This window comes from Pleurocapsa minor HA4230-MV1 (assembly GCA_019359095.1).
GTDB lineage: Bacteria > Cyanobacteriota > Cyanobacteriia > Cyanobacteriales > Xenococcaceae > Waterburya > Waterburya minor.
This window is the reverse complement of sequence record JAHHHZ010000023.1, coordinates 63,396-79,996: the sequence shown is the minus strand read 5'-3', so window position 1 is coordinate 79,996 and position 16,601 is coordinate 63,396. Positions and strand designations below refer to the sequence as shown.

At 40.1% G+C, this 16,601-nt stretch carries 14 protein-coding genes; 7 read left to right on the top strand and 7 right to left on the bottom strand.

Annotated elements, in window-relative coordinates; translation table 11 throughout:
• Positions 1-79: 79 nt before the first annotated feature.
• Both KME09_14950 and KME09_14945 read left to right on the top strand, forming a co-directional pair.
• Positions 80-1,432 (top strand): 16S rRNA (cytosine(967)-C(5))-methyltransferase, encoded by a 1,353-nt coding sequence (locus KME09_14950; GenBank protein MBW4535231.1) that lies wholly within the window; start codon positions 80-82, stop codon positions 1,430-1,432.
• A gap of 25 nt (positions 1,433-1,457) precedes the next feature.
• Positions 1,458-1,865 carry a TerB family tellurite resistance protein gene (locus KME09_14945; GenBank protein MBW4535230.1) on the top strand — a complete coding sequence of 136 codons (408 nt, stop codon included), beginning with the start codon at positions 1,458-1,460 and terminating at the stop codon, positions 1,863-1,865.
• Between the two features lie 206 nt (positions 1,866-2,071).
• Here the strand turns inward: KME09_14945 and KME09_14940 are convergent, their stop codons facing one another.
• Positions 2,072-2,863, bottom strand: a complete 792-nt coding sequence (locus KME09_14940) for a 2OG-Fe(II) oxygenase (protein MBW4535229.1) — start codon at positions 2,861-2,863, stop codon at positions 2,072-2,074.
• A gap of 189 nt (positions 2,864-3,052) precedes the next feature.
• Here KME09_14940 and corA point away from each other — a divergent pair, with 189 nt between their 5' ends.
• Both corA and KME09_14930 read left to right on the top strand, forming a co-directional pair.
• Complete coding sequence (gene corA, locus KME09_14935) at positions 3,053-4,189, top strand: magnesium/cobalt transporter CorA (GenBank protein ID MBW4535228.1); 1,137 nt, start codon at positions 3,053-3,055, stop codon at positions 4,187-4,189.
• A gap of 518 nt (positions 4,190-4,707) precedes the next feature.
• The gene (locus KME09_14930) at positions 4,708-5,628 is read left to right on the top strand and encodes a GHKL domain-containing protein (protein MBW4535227.1); all 921 of its coding nucleotides are present in this window, start codon (positions 4,708-4,710) and stop codon (positions 5,626-5,628) included.
• A gap of 60 nt (positions 5,629-5,688) precedes the next feature.
• Here the strand turns inward: KME09_14930 and KME09_14925 are convergent, their stop codons facing one another.
• The 6 genes from KME09_14925 to KME09_14900 form a co-directional block, all read right to left on the bottom strand.
• Complete coding sequence (locus KME09_14925) at positions 5,689-6,114, bottom strand: hypothetical protein (GenBank protein MBW4535226.1); 426 nt, start codon at positions 6,112-6,114, stop codon at positions 5,689-5,691.
• A 115-nt stretch (positions 6,115-6,229) separates the two neighbouring features.
• A complete protein-coding gene (locus KME09_14920) occupies positions 6,230-6,988 on the bottom strand; it encodes an MBL fold metallo-hydrolase (GenBank protein MBW4535225.1) in 759 nt (252 codons plus the stop codon).
• A gap of 98 nt (positions 6,989-7,086) precedes the next feature.
• On the bottom strand, positions 7,087-7,383 hold the full coding sequence (gene gatC / locus KME09_14915) for an Asp-tRNA(Asn)/Glu-tRNA(Gln) amidotransferase subunit GatC (protein ID MBW4535224.1): 297 nt from the start codon (positions 7,381-7,383) through the stop codon (positions 7,087-7,089).
• Positions 7,384-7,588: 205 nt separating this feature from the next.
• A complete protein-coding gene (locus tag KME09_14910; GenBank protein MBW4535223.1) occupies positions 7,589-8,110 on the bottom strand; it encodes a photosystem I assembly protein Ycf3 in 522 nt (173 codons plus the stop codon).
• Between the two features lie 396 nt (positions 8,111-8,506).
• A complete protein-coding gene (locus tag KME09_14905; protein ID MBW4535222.1) occupies positions 8,507-10,162 on the bottom strand; it encodes an acetolactate synthase large subunit in 1,656 nt (551 codons plus the stop codon).
• A gap of 314 nt (positions 10,163-10,476) precedes the next feature.
• A complete protein-coding gene (locus KME09_14900; protein MBW4535221.1) occupies positions 10,477-11,715 on the bottom strand; it encodes an MFS transporter in 1,239 nt (412 codons plus the stop codon).
• 264 nt (positions 11,716-11,979) lie between these two features.
• On the opposite strand from KME09_14900, the gene KME09_14895 reads away from it, so the two are divergent.
• The 3 genes from KME09_14895 to KME09_14885 all read left to right on the top strand — a co-directional run bounded on the left by KME09_14895 (position 11,980) and on the right by KME09_14885 (position 16,461).
• A complete protein-coding gene (locus tag KME09_14895; GenBank protein MBW4535220.1) occupies positions 11,980-13,629 on the top strand; it encodes an alpha amylase C-terminal domain-containing protein in 1,650 nt (549 codons plus the stop codon).
• A gap of 105 nt (positions 13,630-13,734) precedes the next feature.
• Positions 13,735-15,543 (top strand): molybdate ABC transporter permease subunit, encoded by a 1,809-nt coding sequence (gene modB / locus KME09_14890; protein MBW4535219.1) that lies wholly within the window; start codon positions 13,735-13,737, stop codon positions 15,541-15,543.
• A 147-nt stretch (positions 15,544-15,690) separates the two neighbouring features.
• Positions 15,691-16,461: a WecB/TagA/CpsF family glycosyltransferase gene (locus KME09_14885; protein MBW4535218.1), complete on the top strand. Its 771-nt coding sequence runs from the start codon at positions 15,691-15,693 to the stop codon at positions 16,459-16,461.
• Positions 16,462-16,601: the final 140 nt, after the last annotated feature.

Here is a 16,601-nt window from a genome sequence, read left to right as displayed (position 1 = left end):
ACCTCCTATTTCCTATTTTCTATTTCCTACTTACAAGGCGATCGCTGTAAGATAAATAGGGCAATCTTCTCTTTTGTGCATGGTATCCCTTCCTAATTCTCGCTCTTTGGCTTTCCTCGCCCTCAAAAATGTTTATCAACAGAAAGCCTATACAGATATGGCGCTCAACCGTGTCCTTAAATCGGTAGATAAATCCCTAGAAGTTAGTCAAACAGACCGTAATTTTGCCTGTGAATTAGTCTATGGTATTGTGCGCCGTCAGCGTACCTTAGATACGTTGATCGATTTACTGGGAAAGAAAAAAGCAGCGCAGCAACCCCCAGATTTACGGATTATTCTGCACTTGGGTTTATATCAATTACGCTATCTCGATCGCATCCCCAACTCAGCAGCAGTTAATACCAGCGTCGAATTAGCTAAAGAAAATGGCATATCTAAACTAGGAGGCGTGGTTAATGGCTTATTGCGCAGCTATATCCGTCAGGCAGAATTGGGCGATCCCTTACAGCTACCAGCAGATCCCATTAGCAGCTTGGGAATCAAGCACAGTTTTCCCGATTGGATTGTCGAGACGTGGTTAGAACAGTTACCGATGGAAGAAGTAGATCAACTACTGGCTTGGTTTAATCGATCGCCCAAAATTGATTTACGAGTTAATCTGCTAAAAGCCTCCATTGAACAGGTAGAAAAAGCTTTGAGCGATGCGGGTATATCTGTTGAGCGCATACCCAACTTACCTCAAGGATTACGACTGGAAAACCCAGGAGCTGTCACCGATTTACCTGGCTATAAGCAGGGATGGTGGATGATTCAAGATAGTAGCGCTCAGTTAGTCACGCATTTGCTCGATCCACAGCCTGGGGAAATGATAATCGATGCCTGCGCGGCTCCAGGTGGTAAAACCACTCATATAGCCGAATTAATGGGGGATAATGGTCAAATTATTGCTAGCGATCGCGCTGCTAAACGCTTAAATAAAGTTAGGGAAAATGCAGCGAGGTTACAGTTAAACTCAATTAAAATAGAAGTAGGAGACAGTCGCAAACTTGAGCGCTTTAATAATCTCGCAGATCGAGTATTGCTAGATGCACCCTGTTCGGGCTTGGGTACACTACACAAACGTCCTGATATCCGTTGGCGACAGACTAACCAAGCCGTTGAGTCACTGGTTGAGTTGCAAACAGAACTAATCGAACAGACAGCACTTTGCGTCAAACCAAAAGGTGTGTTAGTTTATGCCACCTGCACTCTTAATGTTTTAGAAAATGAAAAAGTAGTACAATCGTTTTTGACAAATAATTCGCATTGGAGTATAGATCCTAATAATGCGATCGCGCAAAATTGGGGAACCTCTGAAGGCTGGATTAAAATTTATCCTCACCAATCTAATATGGATGGATTTTTTATGGTGAGACTAGTGCGAGATAGTTGAGATGGGTGAAACAAGGACAAGAAAGATGAAGCAAATTCTTAAAATTATCATTGCTGCTGCCTGGATTGATGGTGTAATTCAACCAGAAGAAAGAGCGTACCTGCGTCGTGTAGCCCAAGACTTTCAATTAGCTGACGATCCAGAAATTAGACCTCTACTCTCAGAATTACGACCAGTTAAAGCTGCTGAATGCTATCAATGGCTAGAAGAATATTTTGGTCAAAACCACTCGGCTGAAGATTATCATCAACTACTAGAAAAAATTAGCGCTTTGGTCTACAGCGATGGCTATGTAGACGTGAGGGAAGCAAAACTAGTTGAAGCAATTCAAAGTTGCGATCCTGCCAACCCAGATTGCAAAAATTCAACTTGGGATCGGATCTTGCGGAAAATTCGGCAGGTATACAAAGCAGCGATTGAGCAGCAAGTTTAAGATTTTTTAAGATAATCGGCTTGTAAGTAAAAAATAGGAAATAGGAAATAGGAAATAGGAAATAGGAAATAGGAAATAGGAAATAGTACTTAATACACGATTAAACCTAAAATTAGACTAAATCCGCTGAAATTTTATTACCCATTACTCATTACCTATTATCTTTGCTCAACTTTCAAATGTTGTCTACCAACAGAATTTAGTATTTAGACTCCTTTGAGTAATCTTTTGAGTTTGTTTTTATTATCTGATGCCCACAGTAAGGGAGTTCCCACTTTTGACCATAAGGGCATGGGAATAGGACTCCAATAGTAAATTGAAAGTAGTTTACGGCTACGATCTGGTGGACAAGATAGGTGAGTGGGAACGCCGTGAAAAGTTTGGGATGTGGTAGGAAAAATAATAGTTCGGTTGAAGTAACAAGGATAACTAACTCTAGTATCTTCGTTGGTCGCATCTTGCAATGCTAGTTCTCCTCCCCAGCTAGCATCCCAATCTCGGTTGAGATAAATCAAGACATTAATGCGACGCATCAGAGGCATACTGAAGTGTCTGGTGTAGTCAGCGTGCATTGCTAACCAGCCATCGCGATGCATTTCGTGTAATCCCGCACCATGGAATGAGGGATCGCCCACTAGGTTGTCTATGCCCACGATTGATTCAATAGTTTTAACTACATCTACTGAATTAAGCCAAAGAGAAAATATTTGCGTAAAGGTTGATAATCCTTCAATACCCCGAGAAGTACTCTTTAACTCATTGCGGGTGTCCCAAAGTAACCAATCTCTCTGGTCAGGTTTAGGAAAATCTGCCGCTAAGCGATCGAGCAGTTCAGGTTGAAAAAGATTATCAATTACTAAGTGCGGATAAGGCTTTGCTGTTGCATAAGATTGGCGCAATGAATCAGCATCATTGCGCAGGGAATCTAAAGCTTGAGTAAACGTAGTTAAATCCAAAAGAGAGTTGTCTGTAGCTGAATTAGGCACACTTGTAGTCATAAAATTTTTTACTGTTGATTAAAATTGATTAAAGAGTACGTATATTCCGACAATCATAGCATTACATCAATTAATTCATAAGGCATACAATTTAATCACTTAAATAGAGAGAAATTTGATCGAGAATAGTTTGACTAAAAAAGGGTGGGTTAAGAGACAATTAGTTACTGCACATGATGATTACTAATTATGCTTGCCAAGACTAGCTCTCTCCATCGAAATCAAAGTGGTAACTCCTATCAATCAATGCCACTAAATTACGCCTATAATCAACCAGGTAGTATACCTGGAACGATGACGATCGCCGATCGAGCCAAACCTCCACAAATTACTTTAATTGATTACGATCGGCATCAACATAATTATGCAACTAACTTAACCCCAGAGGAATGTACTACTCATCTGACTACCGATTCGGTATCTTGGGTGGATGTAGGGGGATTAGGCGATCGCTTGATTTTAGAGAAGCTAGGAGAGGTGTTTGATTTACATCCTGTGTTACTTGAAAATATTGTTAATGTTCCTCAACGTCCGAAGTTAGAAGACTATCAAAATCAGTTAGTGATCATTACCCAGATGGTCAATTTAAATACCAAAGGCGTTTGGTTAGAGCAAGTTAGTTTTATTTTGGGTGAAAACTATCTCTTAACCGTACAGGAAGAACCCCAGCAAGACTGTTTTACCCCCGTACGCGATCGCATAGCAAAATGTAAAGGTATCATTCGCCAGCAAAAAGCCGACTATCTGACCTATGCTCTCTGGGATACGGTGATTGATAGTTATTTTCCTGTATTAGAGTTATATGGTGAAAAAATCGAAGAATTACAGGAATTAGTCTTAACCCAGCCCACACAAGCCACTCTTGGCAAGATTCATCAAATTAAGCGCGAACTACTATCTTTACGCCGTGCTGTTTGGCCTCAACGAGATGTCTTAAATCTTTTAATTAGAGACGGTCATCCTTTGATTAGCGATCATGTCTTGCGATATCTCAAAGACTGCTATGACCATACAGTTCAGATCATTGACACTCTGGAAATTTATCGTGAACTGGCATCAGGGTTAATGGATGTCTATCTTTCAGCAGTGAGTAACAAAATGAATCAGGTGATGAAGCTACTGGCGGTAATTTCCACCGTCTTTATTCCCTTAACTTTTGTGGCAGGGATTTACGGGATGAACTTTAATACTGAAGTTTCTCCTTGGAACATGCCAGAACTTGACTGGTATTGGGGCTATCCTGTATGTATAGGGATTATGTTAGCGATCGCCACTAGTTTGATTGTTTATTTTTGGCGCTTGGGTTGGCTTAAAAGCGATCTCTGATTGACCTTAGATATAATTAGAATTAGCTTGGTATCAATCTCTTGAGAGGACTAAATCAATTGTGGTCTAACTTGCCAGTGATGTATCGTGGGGTAATTATTTTTGCTATTCCCGTCATTTCTGTAATTCCAGCGATCGCCACTTGGGTTTGGTCATATCAGTCTAAAAGTGAAGCTCAGGGATGGGTTAGCCACACTCAAGAGTTAATCCGCGAAACAAGCTTACTGATGAAAGGTATAGTAGATGCAGAAACTGGAATTCGTGGCTATATGATCACCAGAAACCCTGAGTTTTTAGAGCCATATGAAGCAGCGCAGACAGAAATACCTCTTCATCTAGGCGCAATAGAAGAACTAACTGCCGACAATCCCTCACAGCAACTCCATTTCCAGCAAACTAAACAGCAAATCAAAACCAGCTTAAGTTTACTAGTACAGATTCTAAGCCAACTACAAACTCAACCAGATTTAAACAAATCTTCTCAGCTAACACCAGTTTTAGTTGAGGGCAAAGTAAAAATGGATCGAATACGCCAGTCAATTGATACTTTTAACGACGAAGAATGGCGGCTATTAAATGTTCGTCAAGAGAAAATAGCCAAGATTGGGAAAATTAGTGATGTTGCTTTAGGGATAAGCGCCTCTACCATTATTTTGGGCTATGGATTAGCCATTAAACTCTATCTACAGTCTCAAAAAGAGTCAGAATTTAAAGCAAAAAAACTAGCGCAAATTAATCAAAATTTGTCTGCTGTTAATCAACTTTTAAACGAGCGTAATCAAGAGTTAGACCAGTTCACCTATATAGTTTCCCACGATTTAAAAGCGCCTTTACGAGGGATTGCCAACTTATCTGAATGGATTGAAGAAGATCTCGAAGATAAGCTAGATAAAGATACTAGCAAGAATATGAGCCTGTTGCGCGATCGCGTGCAGCGCATGAATAGTTTTATCGACGGACTTTTAGAATATTCTCGTGTGGGGAAATATCAGGAAACTAAAACTACTGTTGACGTACAAAAGTTACTACATGACATTATTGATTCTTTAGCACCTGCTCCCAGTTTTAAAATTGAGATTCAAAGCAAAATGCCCGTTATTCAAACGGAAGCACTACCCTTACAACAGGTATTTAGTAATCTAATTAGTAACAGCATCAAACATCACCACCGCGATGATGGCACAATTAAAATTGCTGCTGTCGAACAAGAAAAATATTATCAGTTTTCCGTAGCAGATGATGGCATAGGTATTGCCCTAGAAGACCAAGCAAAAATATTCACTATCTTTCAGACTTTAGCTGCTAAAGATACTAAAGAAAATACTGGTATTGGTTTGTCAATTGTCAAAAAGATTGTTGAAAATCAGGGAGGAAAAATTTGGTTAGAGTCCGCATTAAATCAAGGGACTACTTTTTATTTCACCTGGAACATTAGCTAGAATTTGCTTAAATTAATTATTTATCTTCTTATAACATTTATGTAATTGTTGCTTGATAAATTACTCAAAGCGCCAAACTTTTGCATGTTTTTGACGACGAGACATAATTTTGCTGGCAGCATCAACATCAGGATCGCTCCCTGAAAGCAGGACTAAATATTTTCCTCGCTGAAATAATCGCCGAAAAAACTTTTGAGCAACTTGGCTACAATTAAATTTCGCCTCAAAATAATTATTAGCAATTAATTCAGAACACCATGAGCAATGTTTGGTATTACGAGTAATCAAGGTAATCCAATCATTAGAAAATCCTGCATGATGTAGTTCATCTAATGCTACTTTTAAATCTCGATGATGAGAAAAGACAACGACGGCACGAGTTTGATTACAACTATTATTTTGAACTAAAGTGCAATTTTGGTTAGCAGTTTCTGACAGTTTTTCTGGAGCAGAAAATAAAGCTCTAGGTTTAAATAGTGTGAGCATCAGCCTGTTAGTGTAGTGAGAAGTTTAGATATTTATAGGCTAACAATTAGATATGTCAATGCAATGTCAAACTTATGACATTTTGCGGATCGTTAATTCAACTATTAAACATTAATTAAACCAAGCATAGTTCAATAGTTTGCCCCGACTGAGGATCGATCGCTTTGGTGGAGAGATTGTTTTGCTCTAATAAACGATTAAATTCTGCCACTGTCCCATCCGCTTGAAGCACCGAGGTAATTACACCTTTAAAATCAATGTCTCCCCCCGCAGCCGTACCTAAGATTACCTGTGGATTTAACTGTTGACATATTTGTAGTGCAGTTTGCTGCCCTTTTATTACTGCTCCTAATAAAGGCAACTTAAGATTAATAATCGGTGTAATAATCACATCAATTGGCGCTGCTTCCTTTAGCGAGTCAGAATGATATCCGTGGGGTTCATAGTAGATATTTTTGCCAGATTCTAAACCTTTGATAATATAGCCATTTTCTACTAGAGTAGGGCCAACTGGTGAACCAGGAACGGCTTGAATTTCTACCTGTCCTAATTGATAAGTCTGGTGATGCTTTAGGGCAGTAATATTTGTATAGCCTAATTCCTTGACTACCTTGGCTGCGTTGGGGGATGCCACCACAGGAATACTCTTGTCAAGCTCTTTTAGCGTCGGAGGATGGGCGTGATCTTCTAACCCCTGAGAAAGCAGAATCAGGTCAATATTTGGCGGAATTGGCTGGGGGTTATTTTTACTACCTTCAAAGAGCCAAGCCTGATTGCCAAAAGTCAACTTGCCCACCAACCAGGGATCGAGCAAAATTCTCAGGCGATCGATTTCTATTAACCAGGAATTGCTGTCAAAATAAGTAAGATTCATCATGCTTGTTTACTGTACACCTTACCTATATTGTAAATATTTATTAACTAATTAGCTTCCCTCAGATTAAAGTTAAAGTTAAATAGCGATCGCCAATTCTAACCTTCATCGTCACTAATAATTTTAGGTACACGAAAAAAATCACCCTGTTGTTCAGGTGCAGCCTTCAATAATTCTTGTTTATCAGGAAAAGGAACTACTCGATCGGCGCGAGTAATATTACTCGTTTCAATAGCTCTAGTGGTTGGTAGTACATCGGTTGTATCCAACTCACTCAACTGATCGAAGTACTCCAAAATACTGTTTAGCTGGGTGGTAAATTCCACCTCTTCGGTCTCGGTAATATTTAGTCGAGCTAAATTTGCTACTTTTCTGACTTCTTGGCGATCGATCATATTTTGATTACTGATTATTTGCGAAGCTTATACCACAAGGGCGGCGCGAAGCTAGTGCGACACGAAGTTAGTCCTTTAGGGCTTTAGCATACAACGTCCTTTAGGACTGATTACTGATTACCGATCAACTGGTGGGCATTATCTTAAGTGATCGGTCTTTATTCTGATTATTTGCGATGCCCACCCTACATTGTTCTGATTACTGCTAAAAGAATACATCCATTTCTGATCGCCCTGTAGTTTTAAGCCAGTTTTGAGCTTCTAAATAGTTATTGGGTGCAATTCTAATTGCCTGCTTCCAATATTCCGCAGCTTTGTCATAGAAAGATTCTGCTTGTTCAACATTTCCCGCTTCTTTGGCTTTCTCTCCTTCGTAGTGATAAATCACCGCCACGTTGTTTAAAGCTTGGGGCATTCTGGGGTTGAGATCGATCGCCTCGGTATATAATTCAATTGCCTTATCGATACTACCGTTACTGGCGTAAATTAAGCCCATGTTGTAGAGAATATAACTGCGATCGTTAGAATCTTCTTCTAGAGTTAACGCCTCTTCATAGTTTTCTAGAGCCTCTGCATATTCACCGTCTCCCTGTGCCGACATGCCATCACGATAGTAAGCAAAAGCTTCCTTGGCTTTTTTGTTAGTTGGCAGCGCCTTGAGAATAATGTCTGCCATGACGGTAAATGTTTTATCGACAAAGTTATCGTTTCTCTGGGTGCGGGGCATACTTAGTTCTTAAATCACTTGAATATATAACATATACCTAAATCCTAGCGTCAAACCCCAAGCAAAAACGATAAGTTTAGTTTAGTTTTAACAATACTAATAACTTCTCTTTTACCTACTCTCAGTCACATTGTTATTCGGTTAACGATTGTTGTTTAAGACTTGGGGACTTGCCCTAAAGCACTAGCCCTAAAGGATTCCCTAAAGGGTACACCTTCGGATAAGCTCGCAAGCTCGCGTCCTTCGCGTCGGGGACTTAGGGATTTGGGGTAATAATAATTATCTCCCTACTTCCCTATTTCCCTATCTACCTACTACCTACTACCTACTACCTATCTCCCTACTACCCCATAGCAATCAATCAAATTTGCGATCGCAATTGCTCTCGGTTAGAGATCAAAGCCTAATTTTACAACTTAAATCGCCTGCTTTTTGGGAAAAACGGAGGTTCTCTTTATAATCCACGGGACAGTCAATTACTGAGGGGACATCATCCGCTAAAGCCTTTTTCAAGGTGGGAATTAGATCGGCAGCTGATTCTACTCGATAGCCCTTCAATCCCATGCTCTCGGCAAATTTAACAAAGTCAGGATTACCAAAACTAATCGAAGTAGAGTGACCAAACTGATTAATCTGCTTCCACTCAATTAAGCCATAACCATTATCGTTGAAAATCAGGGTAACAAAGGGAGTTTTGACTCGTAATGCCGTTTCTAATTCTTGACAGTTCATCATAAAACCGCCATCTCCTGTAACTGCGATGACTTTGCGATTTGGATGAACCAATTTAGCTGCCAATGCTCCTGGGATGGCAATACCCATCGCCGCGAAACCATTAGAGATAATGCAGGTATTGGGGCAATCGCAATGATAGTGACGAGCCATCCACATTTTATGCGCTCCCACATCAGAAATCACGATATCTTCGGGAGCCATCACCTGGCGGAGATCGTAGACAATTTTCTGTGGCTTGACGGGAAAACCATCATCATTAGCGTATTGTTCATAGTCGGCTTTAATCTGACTTCGTAGATCGCTAACTCTCAAAGGAATGGATTTACCAGAGCGATCGCAACGCTTCATAATATCGTTAAGGGAATCAGAAATATCGCCAAAAACCTCTACTTGAGGAATATAGCTGCTATCAATTTCCGATCTACTTTCATCTATATGAATAATTTGTTTATTGCCTTCGGGATTCCATTTCTTCGGCGAATATTCAATCAGATCATAACCAACCGCAATCACTAGATCTGTTTCCTCAAAAGCACAGCTAATTAAATCTCGCTGCTGCAAGCCAATTGTCCATAATGATAAAGGATGAGTATAGGGAATTGCACCTTTACCCATAAATGTATTTGCCACAGGAATACCCAATTGAGTCGCAAATTCAGTCAAAGCTTCACTAGCTGAACCGCGAATTACGCCATTTCCTGCCAAAACTAGGGGATTTTTCGCTTTAGAGATGGCAGCAGCAGCAGCATTCAGACTACGAGTGGAAGCGTAGGTCTTTTCTCGATTGTCTCTCAACAGGGGTTTGACGTTAAGGGGCATTGCTGCAATATTTTCGGGCAAATCGATATGAACCGCACCAGGTTTTTCAGCTTGGGCTACTTTAAAGGCTCTACGTACAATTTCAGCGGTATTGTCTGGGCGAACAATCTGAGCGTTCCATTTAGTTATGGGGGCAAACATGGCTACCAGGTCTAGATATTGATGAGATTCAATATGCATCCGATCCGTACCTACTTGTCCTGTAATCGCGACTAGAGGCGCACCATCAAGGTTCGCATCAGCAACACCTGTCATTAAATTAGTCGCTCCTGGCCCTAGGGTGGAGAGGCAGACCCCTGCTTTGCCCGTTAAGCGACCATAGATATCAGCCATAAATGCTGCACCCTGTTCGTGGCGAGTAGTAATAAACTGAATTGGGGAATCTCTCAAAGCTTCCAAGACGTGGAGATTTTCCTCTCCTGGTAGACCAAAGACATATTCTACCCCTTCATTTTCTAGACACTGTACTAAAATATCTGCCACATTCGACTCGCTCATTACCTTATTTTCCCTATCCATCGGTTGTTGAGTTTCCGTACTGGTCTATTATTATTACCAAACTATGTATTATTTGTAACCGATAAATTAAAGATCATTGTAGATTATTGTAATGGTTCTCTGACTTAAAAACTGAGTTCAACTTTAGCCGAATTTTGGCAAAAAGATGGCACAAACAGTTAATCCAAGTCAAAATTTTCGACTATTTTTAGCATTAGATCTAGCTTCAAGAGCGATCGCGAAGCGTAAGCGCGACGCGAAGCTAGTCCTTTAGGGGAGCCTAATCGCCGAATTTAATTAATTAATTTAATTAATTAACTATTGACCACTGCTTTATTGCACTTAAACTGCGACTTCAAATTAAAAGCAAAGCCAGCAACCAGAATAGTTAATCCTCCCGTAATCCATAGAGGAGCAGTGTAATTTAAACTGACCAACAAACCCGAAATGACTGGCCCGATCGCGTTTGACATACTCAAATAAGAAGAATTAATCCCTAATACTTCTCCTTGTTCTTGATTTTTTGTATTGAGCGACACCACCGTATCAATTAAAGGCATGGGAAAAGAGTTGACTATACCAAAGAACACGAGAATCAAGACAAATGCACCATAGGTAGGAAAAGCCGGCATCAGTAAAAAAGCCACCCCACGCAGTGCCATAGACACGGCAATGATATCAATCAAATTAAATCTATTGCTTAAAGGCTCCAAAGCAAACACCTGAGAGATGAAGCCCAAGACACCTATCAGGGCAAACATGATCGCCAAACTTTTAGCATCTTGCTTTAACACAAACAGAAAAAAGGGCTGAAAAGCAAAGGTAAAAATGGTAAAAGTAACACCGCTGAGGAAGGTCAAAATAAACAAGTTACCTAGTTTAGGTCTAGTTGCCGATTTAGCGATTTTACCAAAGGCGAAGTCATCCCAACTTAATTTAAAGTTTCCTTTGCTTGAGGTTGTAGTCTCTGGTAAGAAAAATAGTGTTAATAAAGCAGCCAAAGCAGCGATCGCTGCACTAACGAGAAAGCTCATACCCAAGGCAGAAACTCCAGGCAAGGTAGGTAACTGTTGGGCAAAGTAACTCAACACAGGCCCAATTACAAACCCCAAACGGAAAGTTGCGCCAAAAATACCAAAAGCCTTCGGACGCTGCTCTGGGGTGGTAATATCGCTAATTACTGCACTAGCTACCGAAGTATTGCCTCCAGTCAAACCATCCAACATTCTGGCAAAATAAAGCAGCCAAGCTACCGCAGCCACCGCAGCCAAAAGATTTGCTACCATTGTTCCCAAGAGACTGAAGATCAGAATATACTTGCGACCCAGGCGATCGGATAATCTACCTAAAACAGGTGTACCAAAAAACTGCGCCAGAGCAAAAGCGGTAGTGAGAAAACTTGCCTGGAGATCGCTTAAACCAAACTGTTTGGCATAGGGATAGAGCAGCGGGATAATAATCGTAAAGCTAATGGCATTGATTAATGCAATTAAAGCAATTAACCAGAATATAGGTGGTAGATCGAATTGAGCGCGCCAGTTATAGCTTTTCATTAGTGGGATTCATAAACTGAGTTTAGAATATAGCGTTAAAATGCTCATGATGAAACTATCTAAATAAGGAAGGCTTGTTTGAAAATCGAGCAAAATTTGTGAGGAGAAATGGCGATATCGCTTTTAAGCCAGAATCGATCCTAAAACTTCTTCATAATTTGTCAGGATTCAGACTCTTGATAGATGTTGAGCAATTATTAATTTTTTTATACTTGCAAATATTCCCCAAAAGTCCGCTTATTTTGGGATATTTTTAAGATTAAGATGGCTAAATTAATAGAATTTCAATTATTTGCTCCATACAATCAAGAAGCTGCTGTAATTGGCAGTTTTTCCGACTGGCAGGCGATCGCGATGGAGAAAGGAGATGATGGTTATTTTAGAACCAAAGTTAAACTAGAAGATGGTGAATATGAATATAAATTCAAAGTCAGATCTTTAAGTTGGTTTTTAGAACCAGACGAATGGGTAGAAGTAGTCGATCCCTATGCAGTGAATATTGCCCCAGAAACTCAAAATGGCACTATAAAGATCAAAGATGGTGAAGTAATAGTTGATACCTATGTCTGGATGCACGACGACAAGCCTTTACCCGCAGACCATGAGCTAGTTATTTATGAGCTTCATGTGGGAGATTTTTCAGGAGGGGAAGATGATGCTGATGCTAGAGGTAAATATCAGGATGTCATCGATAAATTAGATTATCTGGTGGATTTGGGTATAAATGCGATCGAACTTATGCCTGTAAAAGAAAACCCAGGAGAATACAGTTGGGGTTATAGTCCTCAACATTTCTTTGCTGCCGAGTCGAACTATGGCTCTACTGATGAACTGAAGCACCTGATTGATGAATGTCATGGCAAGGGTATCCGAGTGATTTTAGACGGGATTTATAACCACTCCAACACCGAATGTCCGCTAACCCAAATCGACCATGATTATTGGTATCATCACTCCCCTACCGATCCTGATAATAGCTGGGGCCCAGAGTTCAATTATGAAAAATATGATGAGCATTTAGATGTTAAACCAGCTTGGAAATACGTGGGTGATAACGTCAAGTTTTGGATTGAAGAGTATCACATCGACGGTATTCGTTATGATGCGACTAAACAAATCGCTAATTATGATTTCTTACACTGGATTGTCGAGCAGGCCAAAGAACATGCGGGAATGAAGCCATTTATCAACATTGCGGAAAATATTCCTGAAGATCCAGCGATTACTAATCTTGATGGGCCAATGGATAGCTGTTGGCACTATAGCTTCTATGCTAACGTGATGGCTTATATTTGTGGCGATCGCTATGACCCAGAAGAATTAAAAAACATGTTGGACTGTAAACGCAGTGGATTTATGGGTGCAACCAATGTGGTTAACTATTTAAGCAATCACGACCATAAGCGAGTAATGGTGGAGTTGGGTAATCGCGGTATTGTTGGGGAAGCTGCTTTTAAACGAGTTAAACTAGGGGCAACTTTAATGCTGACTGCCGTTGGTATACCGATGCTGTGGATGGGTCAAGAGTTTGGCGACTATAATCCGCTGAGTCAAGAAGCCAGAAAGATTGACTGGACATTATTAGCAGGCGATCATAACCAAAACCTGTTCGCTCATTACAGAGGTTTGATTAATCTGCGTAAGCATAATCACGCTTTGTATGGGGAAAATATTGAATTTTTCCATGAAGATTCAGAATTGAAGGTAATTGCCTATACTCGCTGGAATGACGAAGGTTCTCGCGTTGTCGTCGTAGCCAACTTTTCCGACCAATATTTAGCCGACTATACCGTGCCTAATTTTCCTGCTGATGGTACTTGGCATGAATGGACTGGTAACTATGACTTAGAAGCGATCGATCGCCAAATTACAATCGATCTTCCTGAATATGAAGCACAGGTATTTGTTTATTAATCCTATTAGTCTGTCATGGTTACCTATCCTTCTTTCGCCATGAGTACAAGCGATCGCTTACAGTGTTAAATCCATGCTCTTGTCTTTAGCTGGATTTAATCTTCTATGTATTCTGACTTTCTGATTCCCCTGGAGATATCTCTCAAAACGACTATATCGGCAACGGTAATTACGTTTTGTTTGGGGATTATGGCGGCATGGTGGATGAGTGGTTATCAGGGTAAAGGTAAAAGTATTTTGGAGACGGTTTTCACCGCTCCTTTGGTTTTACCCCCGACGGTAGTAGGCTTCTTACTCTTACTGACTTTAGGTAAAAATGGCTGGATCGGACAGTTTTTAGATACTGTAGGAATCAGAGTGGTTTTTACCTGGTATGCCACAGTAATTGCGGGGACGGTAGTAGCTTTTCCCTTGATGTATAAATCTGCTTTGAGCGCCTTTAAGCAGGTTGACGATAATTTGATTGCCTGTGCCAGAACTTTAGGAGCATCGGAAACTACGATTTTTTGGCAAATTATTATTCCCTTGGCTAAACCAGGGCTACTTACAGGTACTTTACTGGCTTTTGCTCGCGCTTTAGGAGAGTTTGGGGCAACTTTGATGTTAGCTGGTAGTATTCCTGGTAAAACTCAGACTATTCCCATCGCCATTTATCTCGCATCACAAAGTGGCGCAATGGATAGAGCTATAGGACTAGTGCTTATTTTACTAGCTATTTCTTTCGTTATTATGCTGGGGATAAATTATGAAAATAAGCAAAAAAGTAATTACTGGCGTCAAAGCTATCGAGGGCGAAGTGCTAAAAAAAACCAGCAGCCATCAGCAGATATTCACCTGGAAGTAAATATTCAAAAGCAATTACCAAACTTCTTATTAAATATTGCTTTTCAGATCGATGGCACACAAAACCCATTAGGTATTTTAGGAGTTTCTGGAGCAGGAAAAACTACTCTGTTACGCTGCATCGCAGGTTTGGAAACTCCAGATCGAGGCGTGATCTTACTTAATCGCCAAATTTTATTTGATTCAGCTAAAGGAATCAATTTACCACCTCAAGAGCGAGCAGTAAGTTTAGTGTGGCAAGATTATGCTTTATTTCCTCATTTAACCGTCGGCGAAAACATTGCTTTTGGGATGTCTGCCGATCAAAGTAGTTCGCTAGTTGAGCAAGAGATCGACAGACAGCTTAAACAGGTAGAATTAATCACCATCAAGCAGCGCCTAACCCAACAACTTTCAGGTGGTGAAAAACAAAGAGTCGCCCTAGCTAGGGCTTTAGCGAGTAAACCTCAGCTAACCCTATTAGACGAGACTTTTTCAGCTTTAGATACTAACCTCAAACAGAGATTACTTCAGCTACTGCGACAGCGTTTGCACAGCTATAGAGGCTTGACTTTATACGTTACTCATAATTTACAGGAAGCTTACGATCTTTGCCCCCAACTACTAGTTATCGATCGCGGTAAGGCGATCGCTTTTAACAGCAAACAGAATATTTTCAACTATCCACCCAACCTACAAACGGCTCGTTTAATTGGCTGTCAGAATTTTTCTCAGGCTAAAGCAATTACTCCCCAAAAAATCAAAGCTGGAGATTGGCAATGTATTTTGCAGATTGAGCAACCTATTCCCGCAACTCTATCCCATATAGGAATTCATGCCCATCATCTCAAGTTGGTTGAGTCTGCCGAAGGAGTCAATACCTTTCCTGTCTGGTTAACTGCTTTTAGAGAATTAAGCGATCGGGTGATGCTAAATCTTAAGCTACATTCTGCTCCTAATTATCGCCAAGACTATCATCTGATCGCCGAAGTAGATCTAGCTAAATGGCAACAATTACAGCAATTAGCTACACCTTGGTATTTACAATTAGCCCCTGCGAGAATTTTTCTACTCGCTGCTAGAATACCTTAAATGGTTGTATTATTTTAATTTAGGCGGTATTGTGCAGAAGATATATATTCATAATTACTTATGAAGCATAACTTTATTAGCAAATACATAAAGTAATCAAGAGCAGGCATTTTCAAGTTTATTTTTCAATCTTATCGATCTTAAAGTATGAAAACTAAGTGGTATGAGATTCTTGGTGTGAAAGTCAATTTACTTAGTATGATACAGCTCAATGAATTAATTGAAGAAGCTGTTAAATCAAATTCTAAATGGATTGTCGCTAATCATAACCTCAATAGTCTCTATATTTTCCATCACAATTCTGCCATGAAAGATTTCTACAATAAAGTAGATTATATTCATATTGATGGCATGGCGTTAATTTTTTTAGGCAAGCTGCTCAATCTTCCTTTTAAAAGAGAACATCGTGTAACCTACGCTGATTGGGTCTGGTCTTTGATGGAGCAAGCTGCTGCTGACAATTGGCGGGTGCTATATTTAGGCTCTAAGCCAGGGGTGGCTGAGCGCGGAGCAACAGTTTTACGCGATCGATATCCTGGACTAAAGATTACTACTGCTCACGGCTATTTTTCGTCTAGTAGTCAAAATCAACTAGTTATCGACCAAATTAACTCTTATCAACCTAATATCTTAATGGTTGGCATGGGAATGCCCCGTCAAGAAGAGTGGATTTTAGCCAATATTGACCAGCTCAAAACCAATATTGTGCTGCCTAGCGGCGCTTGCATTGACTACATTGCCCAAGAAGTTGCCACACCTCCTCGCTGGATGGGACAAGTCGGCTTAGAGTGGCTATATCGTTTAGCTACTGAGCCTAAAAGATTGTGGCGTAGATATTTGGTCGAGCCTTGGTTTATCGCCAAATTGCTCATAGAAGAGTTCTTGTTTAATTTGCGCAATAAATTATTTTCTAGTTAGCTAGTATCAGCTCAAACAGTTTTACACTTAACAAACAAGTCAAAATATTTAGATGTAATATTCTTTCGAGATTGAAATTATTGATTGATAGCTAACCAATCTTTACGATAACTTTATTTATCCAGCTGAATTTTAAAGAT

Bases quoted from the DNA above. Each gene is read 5' to 3' on its own strand.
- KME09_14950 (MBW4535231.1), top strand. From the start codon at position 80: ATGGTATCCCTTCCTAATTCTCGCTCTTTGGCTTTCCTCGCCCTCAAA.
- KME09_14945 (MBW4535230.1), top strand. From the start codon at position 1,458: ATGAAGCAAATTCTTAAAATTATCATTGCTGCTGCCTGGATTGATGGT.
- KME09_14940 (MBW4535229.1), bottom strand. From the start codon at position 2,863: ATGACTACAAGTGTGCCTAATTCAGCTACAGACAACTCTCTTTTGGAT.
- corA (MBW4535228.1), top strand. From the start codon at position 3,053: ATGCTTGCCAAGACTAGCTCTCTCCATCGAAATCAAAGTGGTAACTCC.
- KME09_14930 (MBW4535227.1), top strand. From the start codon at position 4,708: ATGGATCGAATACGCCAGTCAATTGATACTTTTAACGACGAAGAATGG.
- KME09_14925 (MBW4535226.1), bottom strand. From the start codon at position 6,114: ATGCTCACACTATTTAAACCTAGAGCTTTATTTTCTGCTCCAGAAAAA.
- KME09_14920 (MBW4535225.1), bottom strand. From the start codon at position 6,988: ATGAATCTTACTTATTTTGACAGCAATTCCTGGTTAATAGAAATCGAT.
- gatC (MBW4535224.1), bottom strand. From the start codon at position 7,383: ATGATCGATCGCCAAGAAGTCAGAAAAGTAGCAAATTTAGCTCGACTA.
- KME09_14910 (MBW4535223.1), bottom strand. From the start codon at position 8,110: ATGCCCCGCACCCAGAGAAACGATAACTTTGTCGATAAAACATTTACC.
- KME09_14905 (MBW4535222.1), bottom strand. From the start codon at position 10,162: ATGAGCGAGTCGAATGTGGCAGATATTTTAGTACAGTGTCTAGAAAAT.
- KME09_14900 (MBW4535221.1), bottom strand. From the start codon at position 11,715: ATGAAAAGCTATAACTGGCGCGCTCAATTCGATCTACCACCTATATTC.
- KME09_14895 (MBW4535220.1), top strand. From the start codon at position 11,980: ATGGCTAAATTAATAGAATTTCAATTATTTGCTCCATACAATCAAGAA.
- modB (MBW4535219.1), top strand. From the start codon at position 13,735: ATGTATTCTGACTTTCTGATTCCCCTGGAGATATCTCTCAAAACGACT.
- KME09_14885 (MBW4535218.1), top strand. From the start codon at position 15,691: ATGAAAACTAAGTGGTATGAGATTCTTGGTGTGAAAGTCAATTTACTT.